The organism is Sulfitobacter sp. TMED3, assembly GCF_002167505.1.
GTDB classification, from domain to species: domain Bacteria; phylum Pseudomonadota; class Alphaproteobacteria; order Rhodobacterales; family Rhodobacteraceae; genus Sulfitobacter; species Sulfitobacter pontiacus.
On the sequence record NZ_NHBI01000038.1, the window covers coordinates 15,760 to 34,596 of the forward strand.

At 60.0% G+C, this 18,837-nt stretch carries 19 protein-coding genes and 1 tRNA gene; 13 read left to right on the plus strand and 7 right to left on the minus strand.

The annotated features are described in order from the left end of the window. Positions 1-40 precede the first annotated feature (40 nt). The 3 genes from CBB63_RS10105 to CBB63_RS10120 form a co-directional block, all read right to left on the minus strand. Entirely contained in the window at positions 41-1,258 is a 1,218-nt protein-coding gene (locus tag CBB63_RS10105; RefSeq protein WP_286699044.1) for an NADP-dependent isocitrate dehydrogenase, read from the minus strand. A gap of 173 nt (positions 1,259-1,431) precedes the next feature. Continuing rightward, positions 1,432-2,013 carry an HD domain-containing protein gene (locus CBB63_RS10110; RefSeq protein WP_286699045.1) on the minus strand — a complete coding sequence of 194 codons (582 nt, stop codon included), beginning with the start codon at positions 2,011-2,013 and terminating at the stop codon, positions 1,432-1,434. A gap of 236 nt (positions 2,014-2,249) precedes the next feature. Beyond that, on the minus strand, positions 2,250-2,903 hold the full coding sequence (locus CBB63_RS10120) for an alpha/beta hydrolase (protein ID WP_286699047.1): 654 nt from the start codon (positions 2,901-2,903) through the stop codon (positions 2,250-2,252). A gap of 173 nt (positions 2,904-3,076) precedes the next feature. Between CBB63_RS10120 and iscR the strand changes: the two genes are divergently transcribed. The 11 genes from iscR (at position 3,077) to CBB63_RS10175 (ending at position 11,885) form a co-directional block, all read left to right on the plus strand. Next, positions 3,077-3,547, plus strand: a complete 471-nt coding sequence (gene iscR, locus CBB63_RS10125) for a Fe-S cluster assembly transcriptional regulator IscR (protein ID WP_286699048.1) — start codon at positions 3,077-3,079, stop codon at positions 3,545-3,547. Positions 3,548-3,598: 51 nt separating this feature from the next. Continuing rightward, positions 3,599-4,723, plus strand: coding sequence for a cysteine desulfurase family protein (locus CBB63_RS10130; RefSeq protein ID WP_286699049.1), 1,125 nt, complete (start codon positions 3,599-3,601; stop codon positions 4,721-4,723). Between the two features lie 29 nt (positions 4,724-4,752). Beyond that, positions 4,753-6,291: a Fe-S cluster assembly protein SufB gene (gene sufB, locus CBB63_RS10135; RefSeq protein WP_286699050.1), complete on the plus strand. Its 1,539-nt coding sequence runs from the start codon at positions 4,753-4,755 to the stop codon at positions 6,289-6,291. Positions 6,292-6,296: 5 nt separating this feature from the next. Beyond that, complete coding sequence (locus CBB63_RS10140; RefSeq protein ID WP_005853232.1) at positions 6,297-6,488, plus strand: hypothetical protein; 192 nt, start codon at positions 6,297-6,299, stop codon at positions 6,486-6,488. A 31-nt stretch (positions 6,489-6,519) separates the two neighbouring features. Continuing rightward, positions 6,520-7,326, plus strand: a complete 807-nt coding sequence (locus CBB63_RS10145; RefSeq protein WP_286699051.1) for a polysaccharide pyruvyl transferase family protein — start codon at positions 6,520-6,522, stop codon at positions 7,324-7,326. Between the two features lie 91 nt (positions 7,327-7,417). Further along, positions 7,418-8,173 carry a Fe-S cluster assembly ATPase SufC gene (gene sufC, locus CBB63_RS10150; RefSeq protein ID WP_005853235.1) on the plus strand — a complete coding sequence of 252 codons (756 nt, stop codon included), beginning with the start codon at positions 7,418-7,420 and terminating at the stop codon, positions 8,171-8,173. Beyond that, positions 8,173-9,456, plus strand: coding sequence for a SufB/SufD family protein (locus tag CBB63_RS10155; protein WP_286699052.1), 1,284 nt, complete (start codon positions 8,173-8,175; stop codon positions 9,454-9,456). Before sufC ends, CBB63_RS10155 begins: the two co-directional genes overlap by 1 nt. Further along, positions 9,456-9,941 carry a YIP1 family protein gene (locus tag CBB63_RS10160; protein WP_286699053.1) on the plus strand — a complete coding sequence of 162 codons (486 nt, stop codon included), beginning with the start codon at positions 9,456-9,458 and terminating at the stop codon, positions 9,939-9,941. The genes CBB63_RS10155 and CBB63_RS10160 overlap by 1 nt, the downstream gene beginning before the upstream one ends. Next, on the plus strand, positions 9,938-10,537 hold the full coding sequence (locus CBB63_RS10165) for a YIP1 family protein (RefSeq protein ID WP_286699054.1): 600 nt from the start codon (positions 9,938-9,940) through the stop codon (positions 10,535-10,537). The genes CBB63_RS10160 and CBB63_RS10165 overlap by 4 nt, the downstream gene beginning before the upstream one ends. After that, entirely contained in the window at positions 10,530-11,750 is a 1,221-nt protein-coding gene (locus CBB63_RS10170; protein ID WP_286699126.1) for a cysteine desulfurase, read from the plus strand. Before CBB63_RS10165 ends, CBB63_RS10170 begins: the two co-directional genes overlap by 8 nt. Positions 11,751-11,808: 58 nt before the next feature. Further along, positions 11,809-11,885: transfer RNA gene (locus CBB63_RS10175), tRNA-Arg, on the plus strand. A 40-nt stretch (positions 11,886-11,925) separates the two neighbouring features. Here the strand turns inward: CBB63_RS10175 and CBB63_RS10180 are convergent. From CBB63_RS10180 to CBB63_RS10195, 4 genes are all read right to left on the minus strand, one after another. After that, positions 11,926-13,752, minus strand: coding sequence for a sensor histidine kinase (locus tag CBB63_RS10180; RefSeq protein WP_286699055.1), 1,827 nt, complete (start codon positions 13,750-13,752; stop codon positions 11,926-11,928). Positions 13,753-14,053: 301 nt separating this feature from the next. Then, positions 14,054-15,130: a dihydropteroate synthase gene (locus CBB63_RS10185; protein WP_286699056.1), complete on the minus strand. Its 1,077-nt coding sequence runs from the start codon at positions 15,128-15,130 to the stop codon at positions 14,054-14,056. A gap of 16 nt (positions 15,131-15,146) precedes the next feature. Then, the gene (locus CBB63_RS10190) at positions 15,147-16,103 is read right to left on the minus strand and encodes a methylenetetrahydrofolate reductase (protein ID WP_502695902.1); all 957 of its coding nucleotides are present in this window, start codon (positions 16,101-16,103) and stop codon (positions 15,147-15,149) included. Positions 16,104-16,136: 33 nt separating this feature from the next. Then, positions 16,137-16,433: a virulence factor gene (locus CBB63_RS10195; protein WP_286699058.1), complete on the minus strand. Its 297-nt coding sequence runs from the start codon at positions 16,431-16,433 to the stop codon at positions 16,137-16,139. A gap of 261 nt (positions 16,434-16,694) precedes the next feature. On the opposite strand from CBB63_RS10195, the gene CBB63_RS10200 reads away from it, so the two are divergent. Both CBB63_RS10200 and CBB63_RS10205 read left to right on the plus strand, forming a co-directional pair. Then, entirely contained in the window at positions 16,695-17,810 is a 1,116-nt protein-coding gene (locus CBB63_RS10200) for a Ppx/GppA phosphatase family protein (RefSeq protein WP_286699059.1), read from the plus strand. Beyond that, a complete protein-coding gene (locus CBB63_RS10205) occupies positions 17,810-18,598 on the plus strand; it encodes an RlmE family RNA methyltransferase (RefSeq protein ID WP_286699060.1) in 789 nt (262 codons plus the stop codon). Before CBB63_RS10200 ends, CBB63_RS10205 begins: the two co-directional genes overlap by 1 nt. Positions 18,599-18,837: the final 239 nt, after the last annotated feature.

Consider the following 18,837-nt stretch of genomic DNA (forward strand, 5'->3'; position numbering starts at 1 on the left):
GGCCACCCGGTGAGAATGGCCCTTATTTTAAGCATCCGGCTTACTGCGCGCCAAGCGCCTTGTTCAGGTTCTCGTCCACCTTTTCAAGGAAGCCCATTGTCGTCAGCCAGCCTTGGTCNGGGCCGACCANCAGCGCGAGGTCCTTGGTCATGAAGCCCGATTCCACAGTATCCACCACGGTTTTCTCGAGCGTCTCTGCAAAGCGTGTCAGCTCGGCGTTGCCATCCAGCTTGCCGCGGTGCTTCAGCCCGCCGGTCCATGCGTAGATCGACGCGATGGAGTTGGTCGAGGTTTCCTCGCCCTTCTGGTGTTGACGATAGTGGCGGGTGACCGTGCCGTGGGCGGCTTCAGCCTCGACCGTCTGGCCATCGGGGGTCATCAGCACGGATGTCATCANCCCGAGCGAGCCGAACCCCTGCGCGACGGTGTCTGACTGCACGTCGCCGTCATAGTTCTTGCAGGCCCAGACATAGCCGCCGTTCCACTTCATCGCGCAGGCGACCATGTCGTCGATCAGACGGTGTTCATAGGTAATGCCCGCCGCTTTGAATTTATCTTCGAANTCGGTCTCGTAGATGTGCTGGAACAGCTCNAGGAAGCGGCCGTCATACTGNTTGAGGATCGTGTTCTTGGTGCTCAGATANACNGGCCAGCCNAGGTTCAAACCGTAGTTCAGCGAGGCGCGGGCGAAGTCGATGATGGATTTATCAAGGTTGTACATCCCCATCACGACACCGGCATCGGGGGCGTCGAACAGCTCGCGTTCAATCTCTGTCCCGTCTTCGCCGACGAATTTTAGGGTCAGCTTGCCCTTGCCGGGAAATTTGAAATCGGTCGCTTTATACTGGTCGCCATAGGCATGACGGCCCACGACAATCGGCTTGGTCCANCCGGGCACAAGGCGGGGGACGTTCTTGCAGATNATCGGCTGNCGGAAAATCACGCCGCCCAGAATGTTACGGATCGTCCCGTTGGGGGAGCGCCACATCTCTTTCAGGCCGAATTCCTCGACCCGAGCCTCGTCAGGGGTGATGGTCGCGCATTTGACGCCCACGCCGTATTCCTTGATCGCATGGGCCGCGTCTATGGTGATCTGGTCGTTGGTCTCGTCGCGGACCTCCATCCCCAGATCGTAATATTTCAGATCCACATCGAGATAGGGAAGGATCAGCTTTTTCTTAATGAAATCCCACATGATGCGGGTCATCTCATCACCGTCGAGCTCAACGATCGGGTTTTCCACTTTGATCTTGGTCATCATCTGCGGTCCTTTGAAATGATACTGACACCCGCATAGCCTATTCAGGCATGAATGCCTAGTCGGTATGCAATGGTATACTGAAAAGAGTTGCGCGGCTTAGCCCATAGCATCGCGCTGCGACAGGCGTGTGACACGCGTGGTGGGGGATGATGGGTAAAGGGGGCGGGCGGTTAGCCCCGTGCGGCAAACCAAGCAGAGACACGGGCGCGGGCAAACTCCCAAAGACCCGGCGCGCCGGTCTGGATTTTGCGGCCCACTTTTTCCACGAATTGCGCTTCGGTCACGTTGTATTCAACCCAGCTGCCGCCGCCCGCCGCGAGGTTCTGCATCGGGGGCTGGAACCGGTCCAGCGATTTCGCAAAGCGGGCTGTGGGGGTCTCATTGGCTTCAAACTCTTCCCACGTCGCGCGAAGATCGTCGCGCAAGTCGTTGGGNAGGATGCCAAAAATACGNTCAGCGGCAAGCTGTTCCTGCGCTTCCATATCGGCAGTGTCGTAGCTNCCAAANATCGGGTTGTCGCCTGCGTCAATNTCTACCANATCATGCAGGATCAGCATCTTGATCACGCGGGTGATGTCGACATCGGGGCCCGCCTGATCCGCCAGCACCAGCGCATAAAGCGTCAGGTGCCAGCTATGTTCAGCCGAGTTTTCGGCCCGCGACGCATCGCAAAGCAANGTCCCNCGTGTGACCGACTTGAGCTTGTCCGCTTCGTTCAGAAAGGCGATCTGCTGCTCAAGTCTGGTGGTCATACGTCAGCTTTCCTTTGCACGGTGCGCGGCAAGCGCCTTGGCCATAAAGTCACGCCCCTGTGCGGCGGCAAGCCGCGTGCGGATCGCCGTGACAAAGGCTTCTTCCATCGTCTGCGACGACGCGCCCAGAACAGCAGCGACTTCCATAAAAAGCCGCTCCTGTCCGGTTTCGCGTTGGACCGCCAGACATTCTTCGGCCATTTGNTTGGCCAGTTCGACGACTGTCGGATCCGCCATTAGCGGGTTGTCTCCGTCAGGCGGCGCTTCACGTAGTCTGTGGTAGAGGTGATCANCGTCTCCATATGCGGCTCTTCAAAGAAGTGGCCGGCACCCTCGATCTCTTGGTGGGTGATGGTGATGCCTTTCTGCTCGTGCAACTTGTTCACGAGGTTCACGGTATCTGCGGGTGGTGCCACACGGTCAGCGGTCCCNTTGATCACCAGACCGGAGGCCGGGCAGGGTGCGAGGAAGCTGAAGTCATACATATTCGCNGGNGGTGCGACAGAGATGAAGCCCGTGATCTCGGGGCGGCGCATCAGCAGCTGCATCCCGATCCATGCGCCAAACGAGAAACCGGCAACCCAGCANTGCTTGGAGTTGTTGTTCATCGATTGCAGGTAATCCAGCGCCGAGGCCGCATCGGAGAGTTCACCNACNCCCTGATCGTATTCNCCCTGGCTNCGNCCCACGCCGCGGAAATTGAAGCGCAGAACGGTGAAACCCATATTGTAGAAGGCATAGTGCATATTATACACGACCTTATGGTTCATCGTCCCGCCGAATTGTGGATGCGGGTGGAGCAGAATGGCGATTGGTGCGTCGCGTTCTTTTTGTGGATGGTAGCGGCCTTCGAGGCGGCCTTCGGGTCCGGGAAAAATAACCTCGGGCATGAGCGTCCCTGCTTGGGGTTCTAAGTGCAGCGGAATAGTTGACGAATTCGCTAGGGCAGTTTAGAACGGTTCTAACTTGTGTGATCCCCGTTTCTGGGGGTCAGACTTTGCGTTTAGGCATTTCAGGCGTCGTCGTCAATCAAACAGGCGCTTATGGGGAAGGGAACACTGCGATGAAGCTGTCAACCAAGGGGCGGTATGCGATGGTCGCTTTGGCCGATATAGCGCTTCAGCCTGCGGATCGTCTGGTCAATCTGGGCGATATCGCGGCGCGTCAGTCCATTTCCCTGCCGTACCTAGAGCAGCTTTTCGTCAAGCTNCGCCNGGCCGANCTGGTGTCNTCGGTGCGTGGTCCGGGCGGCGGCTACCGCTTGGGGCGGCCNGCGTCGGACATTCGCGTTGTCGATATTCTGGCGGCGGTCGACGAGAAGGTCGATGCGATGCATGTGGGGGCNGGTGCCTCTGGCGGGTCATCGGGCAGCCGGGCGCAGTCGCTGACCAACCGNNTGTGGGAGGGGNTGAGCGCACAGGTCTATGTCTTTCTGCACCAGACGCGGCTGTCGGANGTTGTNGCNAACGAGCTTGCCCCNTGTCCGGCGGTGCCGAACCTCTTTGCCATCGTGGACGAGGCGGATGCGGAATGAGGGACGCTGTCCCTCACACTCCCTGGGATTTAGGACCATTTGGAAGCTGATGTGAGAGTATATCTTGATCATAACGCGACCACGCCCCTGCGGGCAGAGGCGCGCGCGGCCATGCTGGCGGCGATGGATGTGGCGGGCAACCCGTCCAGCGTCCATGCCGAAGGGCGTGCGGCCAAGATGATGGTCGAGAAGGCACGCGGACAGGTGGCGGCTTTGGTCGGCTGCGATGTGTCGGAGGTGATTTTCACGAGCGGTGCCACCGAGGCGATTGCGGGGGTGGTGCAGGACGCGGGCAATGTGGCCGGCGCAGCCGTGGAGCATGAAGCGGTNCGCATCTGGTGCCCNGAGGCCGAGCAATTGCCTGTGGATCGCAATGGTCACGTGGATTTGAACGCGCTGCCGGATGGAGCCTTGGCGGGTAAAACGCTCTTTTTGCAACGTGCCAATAGCGAGACAGGGGTGTTGCAGCCGGAAAGCCTGTTGGCCGAGCTGGCGCGTTTGGGCGCGTCGCCCTCAANCGTGTTCCGTGACGCGGTGCAAGCGGCGGGCAAGTTGTCGGATCTGGGGCGCTGGCGCTCGGATGTGGGGCGTCATGCGTCATTGGCTGTCTCGGCGCATAAGNTGGGCGGNCCCAAGGGCATCGGTGCGCTGATCGCGGGGCCNGAATATACGCCCGGATTGATGCAGCCGATGTTGCGCGGGGGCGGGCAGGAATTGGGCCGTCGTGCGGGGACAGAGAACGTCATCGGCATCGCCGGTTTCGGGGCTGCATGCGCTGCCGCAGCGCAGGATTTGGCGGATGGNGTATGGGAACGGGTTGCAGAACTTAGAAATGTTCTAGAGAAGGCTCTTGAGGCTGCGTCAAAGAAGACTATTTTTGTTGGGAAAGACGTGGCGCGTTTGCCGAACACCTCTTGCTTTATCACGCCCGGNTGGCGCGGTGAGACGCAGGTGATGCAGATGGACCTTGCGGGCTTTGCGATCAGCGCGGGGTCTGCGTGCTCTAGCGGTAAGGTGGCGACAAGCCGGGTGTTGACGGCGATGGGGTTTGACGACGCTGAGGCATCCTGTGCCGTGCGCGTATCGCTTGGGCCGGACACCACAGAAGAACAGGTCTTGCGTTTTGCAGACGCCTGGACCGCGAAATTGAAGAAACACGAGGCGCGGGCCGCTTGATGCGCGCCGCCAGTTGAAGGATGAAAAGCATGGATAGCACTTTGGTCAAGGACGACCCGAACACCGGCGTTAAAGAGGGCGTTGATCAGGAAACCGTGGATGCCGTGCGCGAAGTCGGCGGTGCCTATAAATACGGGTGGTCCACAGATATCGAGATGGACTATGCCCCCTTGGGTCTGAACGCCGATATCGTCAAGCTGATCTCGGAGAAGAACGAAGAGCCCGAGTGGATGCTGGAATGGCGTCTGGCNGCCTATGAACGCTGGCTGACCAAGAAAGAGCCGAACTGGGCGATGGTCGACTATCCGGAAATCGACTTTCANCAGCAGTATTACTATGCGCGTCCGAAATCGATGGCGGAAAAGCCAAAGAGCCTGGATGACGTCGATCCCAAGCTGCTGGAGACCTACAAGAAGCTGGGTATCCCGTTGAAAGAGCAGGCNATTCTGGCAGGCGTCGAAGGCGCAGAGAAGATTGGCGACGAGCCCCGCAAGGTGGCTGTGGATGCGGTTTTTGACTCTGTTTCGGTCGGNACCACCTTCCAGGACGAGCTGAAAAAGGCGGGCGTGATCTTCTGCTCTATCTCCGAGGCGATCCGCGAGCACCCCGAGTTGGTCAAGAAATACCTCGGCTCTGTCGTGCCGGTGAATGACAACTTCTATGCGACGTTGAACTCGGCCGTNTTCTCTGACGGGTCGTTCGTCTACGTGCCNCCGGGCGTGCGCTGNCCGATGGAGCTGTCGACCTATTTCCGNATCAACGCNGAGAACACCGGCCAGTTTGAACGCACGCTGATCATTGCCGACAAGGGGTCGTATGTGTCCTACCTTGAAGGCTGTACCGCGCCGCAGCGCGACGAGAGCCAGTTGCACGCCGCGGTGGTTGAAATCATCATCGAGGAAGACGCCGAGGTGAAATATTCGACCGTTCAGAACTGGTATCCCGGTGATGAAGACGGCAAGGGCGGGATCTACAACTTTGTGACCAAGCGTGCAGACTGCCGTGGCGACCGTGCCAAGGTGATGTGGACGCAGGTCGAAACCGGCTCTGCCGTGACGTGGAAGTACCCCTCTTGCATTCTGCGCGGCGACGACAGCCAGGGCGAGTTCTATTCCATCGCCATCGCCAACAACATGCAGCAGGCTGACACCGGCACCAAGATGATCCACTTGGGCAAGCGCACCAAGTCGCGTATCGTGTCCAAGGGGATTTCGGCAGGCAAGGCGCAGAACACCTATCGCGGCTTGGTGACCATGCACCCCAAAGCCAAGGAATCGCGCAACTATACCCAGTGCGACAGCTTGTTGATCGGCGACAAATGCGGGGCCCACACGGTGCCTTACATCGAGGTCAAAAATAACAGCAGCCGGGTGGAGCATGAGGCGACCACATCTAAGGTAGACGACGATCAGCTGTTCTACTGCCGTTCGCGCGGCATGGACGAGGAAGAGGCGGTTGCCCTGGTCGTGAACGGCTTTTGTAAAGACGTGCTTCAGGCGTTGCCGATGGAGTTCGCGATGGAAGCGCAAGCGCTGGTTGCGATCTCGCTTGAAGGGTCCGTGGGGTAATCACGATGATGCGCAAGCTGACATGGGACGTGACAATTGCCGCGCTCGTTTTCTGGGTGCTGATGGCGCTGTTTCGCGGGGGCGGGCTGACGCTCGTCGCCTTCGAGAACACGTTCTTCCAGATGCTGATCTTTGCGATGATCTACGCTGCGATCCGTGTGGCCCTGTTGGTGCTGCGCAAGGGGGATGGCGAATGATCACCGTAGGGACCAAAGGCGCAGCGCTCTGATGCAGGCATCGGCGGACACCACTCCCTTGCGCCTGCACTGGTGGAAGGCGGTCCCGAATTTCGGGGACGCCCTCAGCCCCGTGGTGCTCGCCCATGTCGCGGGCCGGCCGGTGGAGCATGCGGGTGTGCGCAAGGCGGAGGTCTGGGCCATCGGGTCGCTTTTGCAGGTGGTCAAGCGCAACTTTAGCGAGGCGCAGGACTACCGTCCGGTGATCTGGGGGGCGGGTCTGTTGCATCCGGTGCAGGGGACGGGGTTTGTCGATCATGTCGATATCGCCTTGGTCCGTGGGCCGATCACTGCCGCGCTGCTGGGTTTGGAACTGTCGGAGTTCGGTGATCCCGGTCTGTTGATCAATGCCGTGTGGCCGCAGGACCGCGCGCCCAATGGCAAGATAGGCATCGTGCCGCATCATTCGCTGGTGGATGACCCTGTGTTGCAGGCTCTGATCGCCAGTGACACGCGGTATCAGCTGATTGACCCCCGCGGCGAGGCGCAGGATGTCTGCGCGGCGATTGCTGCGTGTGATCACGTGTTTGCGTCTTCGCTGCACGGGTTGATCGTGGCTGATGCCTATGGTGTGCCCAACAGCTGGCTGGCCCCGATGGGGCAGTCGCGCTTGAAATATCTGGATTACGCGGCCTCGGTCGGCCGGCCTCTGCGGGCCCCGATCAACGTCGAGGACATCCCGACGGTGGTTCTGCCCGACCCGCTGTCACCGCTTTCCTATCAGGCGGGCATAGATGCCTGCCGCACCGCTCTTTATGCCCGTTTTCCCAAAGCCTTACAGGCGGGGAGGGCGGCATGAAATCTTACACCGATGACGGCCCCGCGACGGGGTTTTCATTCACTCAATTCACTGTCATTGCAGCGCCAAAGCGCAAGAAAAGGAACCCATCATGCTGAGCATCAAAGGCCTGAAGGTCAAACTGGAAGAAGAAGACAAGCAAATCCTGAAGGGTGTCGATCTGGAAGTCGAAGCCGGTAAGGTCCACGCGATCATGGGGCCGAACGGGTCCGGCAAATCCACGCTGTCCTATGTGCTGTCGGGCAAAGACGGCTACGAGGTCACCGAAGGCTCCGCCCATCTGGGTGACATCGACTTGCTGGACCTTGAGCCGGAAGAGCGTGCCGCCGCTGGCCTGTTCCTCGCCTTTCAGTATCCCGTTGAAATTCCCGGCGTTGGCAACATGACTTTCCTGCGCACCGCTGTGAATGCGCAGCGCAAGGCCCGTGGCGAAGAGGAGATGTCTGCTGCGGAATTCCTCAAGGTTGTGCGCGCCCGCGCCAAAGAGCTGAAGATCGACGCCGACATGCTGAAGCGCCCCGTGAACATGGGCTTCTCGGGTGGTGAGAAGAAGCGTAACGAGATCTTGCAGATGGCGATGCTTGAGCCAAAAATGTGCATCCTCGACGAAACGGACTCCGGTCTGGATGTTGACGCGATGAAACTGGTTGCGGACGGCGTGAACGCGCTGCGTACCGAAGGCCGCGGTTTCCTTGTGATCACCCACTACCAGCGTCTGCTGGACCACATCAAACCCGATGTGGTGCACATCATGGCTGATGGCCGCATCATCAAGACCGGCGGCCCCGAGCTGGCGCTGGAAGTCGAGAACAACGGGTATGCCGACATCCTGTCCGAGGTGGCGTAATGGCCGAAGCAGCGACACAACAAACCCCGACCGAGGCGTTGATCGCCACGTTGGACCTGCCCCAAGGGGGCTGGTCCGATGCGGCGCGCAAGGATGCGTTGTCCCGTCTGCAACAGGCAGGTCTGCCCGAGCGTCGTGACGAATACTGGAAATACACCCGCCCCGATACGCTGACCCAGCCGCAGGCGGTCTCTGCCGCGGTGCGCGCGTCGGAAGACGTGGCCCTGTTTGATCAGATCGACCGGCTGAAGCTGGTGTTCGTCGACGGTGTGTTTGATGCCGATGCGTCGGACGATCTGGCGCTTGAGGGNATCACCATCGAACGGNTGGCCCAAGCGGANGCCGATCTGCATTGGGCGCGTGATCTTTANGGGACGCTGGAAAAGAACGGCCAGACNCCTGTGGCACGGCCCTTGGCGGCGNTGAACACNGCTTTTGCCNCGGATGGNGTGNTGATCCATGTNACNGNCAAANTNTCNAAGCCGGTGAATATCGTCTATCGCCGGACCTCCGANACAGCGGATGTCATGCTGCACCACGTCGTCAAGCTGGACGCCGGCGCNGAATTCACGCTGCTGGAGAACGGCCCCGTCGCCGCGCGCTTTAACGGTGTGCTTGAGGTTGANGTCGCGGATAACGCGTCTTTCCACCANGTGCGCGCCCAAGGCCGCGATCACGAACAACGNGCCGCGACGCATATCTTTACCCGTTTGGGGACTGAGTCCGCGTTCAAATCCTTTACNCTGACNGCCAATGGCGTGATGACGCGCAACGATTGTGTGATCGAGCTGACGGGTGACGATGCTGCGGCGCATGTCGCGGGGGCTTGCGTCGGTGATGGCGCGGATTTCCACCACGACGACACGGTGTTCATCACCCATGACGCGGTGAACTGCGAAAGCCGTCAGGTGTTCAAGAAGGTGCTGCGCAACGGGGCGACCGGTGTGTTCCAAGGGAAGATTCTGGTCAAGGCCGACGCGCAAAAGACCGATGGCTACCAGATCAGCCAGTCGTTGCTGCTGGATGACGACAGCCAGTTCCTTGCCAAGCCAGAGCTTGAGATCTACGCCGATGACGTGGCCTGTTCGCACGGCTCCACNTCGGGGGCGATCGACGAGGACGCGCTGTTCTATCTACGCTCGCGCGGTGTGCCGCATAACGTCGCGACGGATCTGCTGACCTTGTCCTTCCTGGCCGAGGCCGTGGAAGAGATCGAGGANGAGACCCTGCGCGAAGAGATCACCGCACGGCTTGCCGCGTGGCTTGAGCGGCACGCAGCCTGATGGCGGCGACACGCGATATCGTGGCCAGCTANCGCAACCCCGCCGCCGTTGTGCGGCGGTTGTTGGGGCAGGGCCCGCGGGAGGATCGCAACCTGGTCTATCTGATGGTCGCGTGTCTCATCTTTTTCGTGGCCCAGACCCCGCGTCTGGCCCGCGAAGCCCACGTCAACGGCACCGAGCTTGACATGCTNCTGGGGGCGACCCTGCTGGCATGGCTGTTCATCGCGCCGTTGATTTTCTACATGCTGGCGGCGGGGACGCAGATCATCCTCAANGTGNTGCGCGGCCGCCCCAGCGGCTATAGCACGCGTCTGGCGCTGTTCTGGGCCTTGCTGGCATCCAGCCCGCTTGTGCTATTGCACGGGCTGACGGCGGGATTCGTCGGCGAAGGGATCGAATTGCGCATCGTCGGGCTNATCTGGCTTTGCGTNTTTTTGTGGTTCTGGATCAGCGGGTTGCTGGTCGCATATCGGACACGCTCATGAATGCCCCTGATANAAGATCGGTTCTGACCGAGCTGGTCGTGCTTAGCCTGCGTGACCCGCGTGCTGCCGCGAACCAGATCATGGGNTGGCNGCTNGGGCGGGACGTGCTGTGGACCGCGCTGGCNCTGGCGGCNGCGATCAANACGTTGATNTTCTCGGTCAGTCTGGTGCTGCAACCGACNCCCGCGATGCCTGCGTTCTTTACCAGNCCGCTGGCGATGTTTGTCCTGCTCTCGGGCGTCCTGGTGATCACGACCCACGGGCTTTACTGGGCCGGGCGTGCGCTTGGGGGCGAAGGCGACCTTGGCGATGTGCTGGCCCTGGTGGTGTTCTTGCAGNTCCTNCGCATCATCGCGCAGGTGGCGATTTTCCTGCTGATGTTCNTCTCTCCGGGGGTGTCGGTGCTGGCATCCTTGGCGACGGGCCTGATCGGGCTTTGGATATTNGTCAACTTCATCGCCGCCGCCTTNAACTTTACCGGACTGGGCAAGGCTGTCGGCGTTTTGCTGATTTCTATGGCGGCCATCGTTCTGGGGCTNAGCCTGCTTCTCTCTATNGTGGGCGTTGCCGCCCAAGGAGTGCTTCTTGATGTATGACGTAAACACCATCCGCAGCGACTTTCCGATCCTGTCGCGCGAGGTGAACGGCAAGCCGCTGGTCTATCTCGACAATGGGGCCTCGGCCCAAAAGCCGCAGGTCGTGATTGATGCGATCAGCCGCTCGTACAGCCATGAATATTCCAATGTTCACCGCGGCTTGCACTATCTTTCTAATCTGGCGACCGATCAGTATGAATCCGTGCGCGGCACTGTGGCACGGTTNCTGAATGCCGGAAACGAGGATCACATCGTCTTTACCTCCGGCACGACAGAGGGGATCAATCTGGTCGCTTACGGTTGGGCCATGCCGAACCTGNAGGCNGGGGACGAGATCATCCTGTCGGTGATGGAGCATCACGCCAATATCGTGCCGTGGCATTTCCTGCGCGAGCGTCAGGGNGTNGTGATCAAATGGGTCGATGTGGACGCCTCTGGCGCGCTTGATCCGCAAGCCGTGATCGACGCCATCACCCCCAAGACCAAGCTCATTGCCGTGACGCAGGTGTCGAATGTTCTGGGCACGGTGGTAGACGTCAAGGCGATCACCNNAGGGGCCCATGCCAAAGGCGTGCCCGTCTTGGTTGACGGGTCGCAGGCGGCGGTGCACATGCCTGTGGACGTGCAGGATATCGGNTGCGANTTCTACGCGATCACGGGTCANAAGCTTTATGGTCCNTCNGGGTCCGGCGCGATCTATATCAACCCNGATCGCATGGCCGAGATGCGCCCGTTTCTGGGCGGCGGCGATATGATCCGCGAGGTCACCAAAGACGGCATCACCTATAACGATGCCCCGATGAAGTTCGAGGCGGGCACCCCCGGCATCGTGCAGACCATCGGCATGGGCGTGGCGCTGGATTATATGATGAACATCGGGATGCAGAATATCGCCGCCCATGAGGNATCNTTGCGCGATTATGCCGTGTCGCGTCTGTCGGGTCTGAACTGGGTGCAGGTGCAGGGNACCACNCCGGATAAGGCNGCGATCTTCAGCTTTACNCTGGACGGGGCGGCGCATGCGCATGATATNTCTACCATTCTNGATAAAAAGGGCGTGGCGGTACGTGCGGGTCANCATTGTTGCGGGCCGNTGATGCAGCANCTNGGCCAGACCGCCACCTGCCGCGCGTCCTTCGGGATGTACAACACCAATGCCGAGATCGACACGCTGATCGAGGCGCTTGAACTGGCGCATGATTTGTTTGCGTGACCCAAGGCTGATTTTGTAATTGCAGGGGGCGGGTAGTCTGGCTATACCTCCCCTAGATGGACCCTTAGCTCAGCTGGATAGAGCGCTGCCCTCCGAAGGCAGAGGCCAGAGGTTCGAATCCTCTAGGGTCCGCCATCTTCCCTTGAAGTAGATATGTTTATGTTGGGCTTCGCCCTCAGGCCTGCACGGCTTCTGGCGTGTCGCCTGTACTGGCAGGGGTAGGGGTGTCGTCCGTGTTGTCAGCGGCTGACAGGATCACGGCGGGCTGCTGTGCGGCGACGGTGGTGAACTCCATGTGGAAGGTCGTGCCTTCGCCGACTACGCTGTCGTAGAACAATTTTCCCGACATCTGCTGGGCCAGCTGTTGCGAGATATGGAGCCCCAGACCGGACCCCTGTGTCGCATATTGCCCGCCGTTCTTGACCTGTTCAAAGCGGCCAAAGACCTGTCCCTCCATCCCGTCGGGGATGCCGCGGCCGCTGTCCTTGATCGACAGGCGCACATGGCCGTTGCGGATGGATAGGCTGCCTTCAACGGTGCTGCCTTGTTCGGAGAATTTGATGGCGTTGGACACGAGGTTGTCGATGATCTGGCGGAGGGCAAAGGCGTCACCGGTGATCGTCGCGGTTTGATCACCTTTCGGCAGCACGAGGTCGATCTTCTGCTCGGCGGCGAACATCTTGTTCTCTTCCAGGCTTTCTTTCAGTAGCGCCCCCAGATCGACCGGCAGCGCGTCAAGCGACAGCGCGTCCACGTCGATCTTTTGCGCCAGCAGAATGTTATCGACCAGACGGGACAGGCGCATGCCGTTGCGCTGTGCGATTTCGAGGGGGGACCGGATGCGCGCGTCGATCTCGCCCAAACGCCCGCTAAGCGCCAACGCCAGCCCGCCCTTGAGCGAGGTAAGCGGCGTGCGCAGCTCGTGGCTGACGACAGAGATAAATTCATCCTTGGCGCGGTTGGCCTCGTCGGCGCGCAGCAGCGCATCTTCGAGGGCGCGGGTGATGACGATACGGTCGGTGATATCGACCAGGGTGATGCTCCACCCCAGAATGGCGCCGTTCGGGTCCAGCGGGCTTTCGATTTCCTGAATACGCGGGTCATAGATGCGCTGTTCGATGGTCAGGGATGCGTCCGTCGTGCGGGGGCTGCGGGTGTCGATCTTGGCCAAAAGGGCGTCGGCTTCGGCTTTGGACAGGTTGCACAAGCCGCTGCGTTTCGCGGCAGAGTTCATCAACGTGACACGGCGGTTTTTGTCGATCAGGATCACCGGTTCGCTGGTCGTGTTGAACAGGATCGACTGCCCGATCGACGCCATATCCATCGTCTTGTTCGTCAGCAGCATGAAGGTAAAGGCCAGGATACCGACGGTGAACATAAAGGCCGTCGGGTCCAGTCCGAAGACGGTGAAGCCGAAAATAACGTAAGCCGCATTGGCAGACAGCGGGGTGATCGTGACCACCGCCAGCATTGTCAGCAGCGGCCAGGCAGAACGGCGGGCGCGGGCAAAGGCCTTGATCAGCGCATAGAAGGTCGCGGCGACAAAAGTATACAGCACGGCCGTGATCGCGAAGAATCCCGGCCCATGGATATAGGTGATTTGCCGGTCACCGGGCAGGATGGCAGTCTCGGAGGTATAGACCAGCTGGTGCATGCTATTGGTTGCGGCAAAAACAAAGCAGCCCACGGGCACCAGCACCAGCGCGGCCACCACACGCTTTTTCGACAGCCACTCGGCCTGATGCACATAGGCGAAGACAAAGAAGCACCACGCCACAGGCACCAGCGCATTGCCCAGCCACGCGACGACGGCCATGTCAAACTGGCAGGCAAAGGACGGGTTGGAGGCTTCGGCCCCGACGGTGATCAGGGTCCAGATCATGGCGACGAAGGTCAGGCCGTAGAACCGCTTGCCGTGGAAGTGCTTATATTTCAGCATGCAGACCATAACGACCGCGGCGACAGCGCTCACGCTTGCGGCAGCCCAGAACACGGGCTGCATAGCTACACCTTCAAAGCACGTTGTCATTCATTCACCCACGGGCTGCGTCGTTGCAAAGCGATCTAGGCATACGGATGTGTTGAAACTTTGACAGAAGTTAGACAGCAGGCCCGTGCGTTCGGGGCCGTCGTTCTGTGTCAAAGACAATACAAGGCATAGTATAGCTTTGTGCCGTGATCATGCGTGTGTGGGATGTGGGGTCAAGCGCTGGACGGGTTAAACACTGGCCCGAACGCAAAAGAAATCCCCGCAAAACCGTGGTTTGCGGGGATTTTGATCTTGGGGGTAGGGAGAATCCCCATTACCGGCGGCGGCCACCCTTGCGGCCAGCGCGGCCACGCCCCTCTTGACCGGCCTTGGGCGCGACCTTGTTGAACTTGATCCATTCGGTGCCGTGAGGATCGCGGTCGAACAGGAAGTTGGCGGCGCGGATCGCCTCCATCTCTTTGCCGGGGGTGGGCTTGGTCGATCCCATCCCGAAGAGCGTCACAAAGGTTTCGTCGTCGATCTCGTCCGGCAGGATGATGCCTGCCGTCACCAGTTCGGCTTTCTTCTCGGCAATCTTGGTCTGGTTCACGGGCAGGGTGATCGGGTTCATGATCGCCGAGGTCATGCCAGCGCCCATTGCCATCGGCAGGAAAGCGTTGTTGATGCCGTGACGGTTGGGCAGGCCAAAACTGATGTTGGAGGCACCACAGGTCGTGTTCACGCCCAGTTCCTCGCGCAGACGGCGCACAAGGGTAAAGACCTGATGCCCCGCCGTCGCCATCGCGCCGATGGGCATGACCAGCGGGTCGACCACGATATCATGGGCCGGAATACCGAAGTCGGCCGCGCGCTCTACGATCTTCTTGGCAACGTCGAAACGCACGTCGGGATCTTCGGAAATGCCCGTGTCGTCGTTCGAGATCGCAACCACCGGCACGTTGTATTTCTTGACCAGTGGCAGCACGAGCTCCAGCCGCTCTTCCTCGCCGGTGACCGAGTTCAGCAGCGGGCGGCCCTCGCAGGCCTCAAGACCCGCTTCCAGCGCACCGGGGACCGAGCTGTCGATGCACAGCGGGATGTCGACGACGTTTTGCACGACGCGGATCAGTTCGGGCATCAGCATCGGTTCGACAAAGTTATTATCCGCATAGCGGGGGTCTTCGGCCATCTTGTTCGAGAAAACGGCACCCGAGTTCACGTCCAGAATATTCGCGCCCGCCGCGGCTTGCGCAATGGCNTCNGCCTCGACGCGGCTGAAATCGCCACGCTCCAGCTCTTCGGCGAGGATCTTGCGGCCGGTGGGGTTGATACGTTCCCCGATCACGCAGAAGGGCTCGTCAAAGCCGATGATCGCTGTTTTTGTTTTGGATTCGACGACAGTTCTGGTCATGGTGTTCAGTCTTTCCTTAGACGGAGTTGGCTGGTTGNGCAGCGGGTCCGCCATTTTCAATGGCCCAATTGGCATTCGTCTTGATCCCACCCAGCGGGAAGAAATGCACATGGGTAATGTTGAAATCTGGGTTGGCGGCTTTGTGGGCGGCTTTGTGGGCGGCCAGTTCGGTGATCACATCTGTCGGCTCGTAGGGCAACAGCAGTTTGGTGACATCCATCGCGCGCTTTTGCAGCACCTTCAGCGAAGGNCCGACCCCGCAGGCGATGGCGAATTTGATCAGGGTTTGCAGCTTGGCGGGGCCTGCAATGCCGATGTGGATCGGCAGGTCGATGCCCGCGTGTTTCAGGCTATCGGCCCATTCGATGATCGGCTGCGCCTCGAANGCGAATTGTGTGGCGATGGCCATCTTCGCGTCCGTCCGTTCGGAGAAACCCTGCTTCCAGCGCAGCGCATCNTCCACCCGNAGACGTGATCCATCGGTGTCGATGTCGCGGTTGCCNTCGGGGTGGCCNGCGATGTGCAGCCGTTCAAACCCGTGTTTGTCAAACANTCCGGTGTCCATCAACTGCATGGANTCGCTGAAATCGCCGTGGGGCGTCGTGACGCCACCGGCCAGCAGCAAGGCTTGGCGTACGTCAGCCTCGCCCTGATACATGGCGATCCAGTTTTCCAGCGTGGCACGATCCTTGATGATGCGGGCGGGAAAGTGCGGCATGACCTTNTAGCCGTCNGCATTNAGCCGCGCGGCNGTGGCGACCATGTCTTCGATCGGGGTGCCATCGATATGCGCGATATAGACCCGTGTCCCCTCGGGCAGCAGATCGCGGAAGTCTTCGACCTTTTCCGCCGTGCGGGGCATCACCTCGATCGAGTAGTCGCGCAAAAAACCCGCGACCTCGGGGGTAGGCAGATCGGACACGGGGGCTTCTTTGCGCCGGAAGTTCAAAAGGGACATGAGCATTTCTTTCATGAAGGGATCAACTTTTGCACCGGCAGCGGGCGGTTAGGCCCAGCCGTCATTGGCAATCAGCGTCTTGATGCGGTCACGGTCGAACTCTGCGTCGATGCGCGCGACCTCTGCATCGGCCACGGCGTCGGNTTCGCCGTCGACCGTATAGGGATCGGCCTTGCGCCATTCGGCCAGATAGGCATCGCTGTCATCCGCGCCGATTTTCATCGCNGCACGGTCGATGGCCTGTTCGAACCGTTCAGGCAGCGGACGCTTGGACCCGCGACGGCCTTTGCCGACGATGACCTGCGCAGGAATATCACGCCAATAGACGATGGTAACTTCGGGCATGATTGATTCCTCTGCTGTGCTTGTTTTTCTTAGCGGCTGTTGATCTGTCCCCGTCGCCGTTTTTCGACATTCAGAACGGCGTCTGCGACGTGGTCACATTACAGCGCGCAACCGCGACAGGCGAGGGGGGCGGGGCGTCATAATTCTCAAGATGGTTGTGAGGGCGACTATAAGCTTACGCTGNCGGATCTCTGGTTTCCCGCTTGCCCCTTGCCCGCAGAAACATTACCTTGGGGGCAACTCAATATGAAAGGCGCAATCATGGCGCCACAGCGTCCCAAAGGTGCGGGCGCGCTCGATGTACCGCCGGCTCTGAGCCCCGCGCCAGTTCCGCCCAGATCGACCGAACTTTATGCGGCCCTTGATCTGGGCACAAATAGTTGTCGCATGCTGATCGCACAGCCAAAAGGCAGCGGTTTCCATGTCGTCGATAGCTTCTCGAAGTCTGTCCAGCTTGGGGCAGGGCTTGAGAAAACCGGGCGATTGTCGCGCGGATCGATGACGCGTACCATTCAGGCATTGCGNATNTGCCAGCAAAAGCTGCGCCGTAACAAGGTGCGGCGGATGCGGCTTGTCGCGACCGAGGCGTGCCGCCGTGCCGCCAACGGTGCGGAATTCATGCAGCGTATCCAGCGCGAGACAGGGCTCAAGCTTGATATCATCAAGCCCGAGGAAGAAGCNCAGCTTGCCGTGATTTCCTGCGCGCCGCTGGTGAACCGCAAGACCCACAACCTGCTGGTGGTGGACATTGGCGGCGGTTCNACCGAATTGGTCTGGATCGACATCTCGAAGGTGCCAAAGGCGGATCGTGCGCAATCCATCATGCGGCTGCATGGGGGGTTCCATCAGGCGAANACNGANGTNCCNGCCGCGCGTGTGGTCGACTGGATCAGCGTNCCTNTGGGCGTGGCGACCCTGCGCGATCAATTCTCTGACGTGGAAGACGACGCCGCACGCTTNGCCTTGATGAGCTGGTTCTTCGAGGAGAACCTGACCGACTTCACCCCCTATCAGTCGATCCAGTCGCAGGACCATTTCCAGATTGTCGGCACCTCGGGCACGGTCACCACTGTTGCTGCCAGCCATTTGGGGCTAAAGCGCTACGACCGGACNAAGGTGGACGGGCTTCGCATGACCTCGGCGCAGATCGACAAGGTGATCCATTCCTATCTNGCGATGGGGCCGGGNGGNCGGCGTGCCGATCCGCGTATCGGGCTGGACCGTCAGGCGTTGATCATGTCAGGNGCCGCGATTTTGCAGGCGTTGATGCGGTGCTGGCCGACGGATAGATTAAGTGTTGCAGACCGTGGTCTGCGCGAGGGGCTGCTCTATGCCCAGATGAGCGCGGATGGCGTTTTGGAAGAAGGATTAGGCTGATGGCGAAAACTCCGACAGGCAAGACGCCCACGGGCGGTGCGTCGGGCGGGAANACCCCCACTGGCAAGAATACATCAGGGCGCGGCCAGCGTGACCTCAAGGTNAAGGTCAAGTCGGCCCGCGGGCGCAAGCTNAGCTCGACCCGTTGGTTGCAGCGCCAGTTGAACGATCCNTATGTCAANCGCGCCAATGCCGAAGGGTATCGCGGGCGCGCGGCNTACAAGATCATGGAGCTNGACGACAAATACCGCTTTCTGGTGCCCGGTGCGCGGGTGGTCGACCTTGGCGCGGCCCCCGGTGGCTGGTGTCAGGTCGCGGTCAANCGNTGNAANGTTCTTGGCGAGAAAAAGGGCAAGAANGTCGGNACNATTCTGGGGATCGACCTGCAAGAGATGGAGCCGATTGCAGGNTGCGAATTGCACCAGCTTGATTTCATGGAAGACGACGCGGACGAGATCGTCAAAGGCTGGCTGGGGGGCAAGGCCGATGTNGTGATGTCCGACATGGCGGCGTCAAGCTCNGGNCACAAACAGACCGACCACAACCNGATCATCGCGCTGTGCGAAGCTGCGGCCTATTTTGCTTTTGACGTGCTTGAGGATGGCGGCACATTTGTCGCGAAAGTGCTGGCCGGCGGCGCGGAGGGCGACTTGCAACAGCTCCTCAAACGTCGGTTTACCAAGGTCGCCAATATCAAACCCCCCGCCAGCCGGTCCGACAGTTCCGAGAAATTCGTGGTCGCCACCGGTTTCAAAGGGGCGCTACCCGAAGACCAAGAGAATCTATAGACCCCGCACTGCCCCAAGGCGCGCGGAATTATCAAATGTGATGCGGCAGTTAGANGACTGCCGCATTTTTTTGTGCGGCGGATGCGGTTGCTCTCTTACATATTCGTGAAATGGACCTAAATTGGATCATCGCGCCGCGGCAAAGTTCAATTGCTGCGACAAGAAGCCCTCATAAATCCGTATTTTTCCATCGCAATTTGCGAAAAGAGGGCTGGTCGTTTTGGCGTGGCTCATGACAT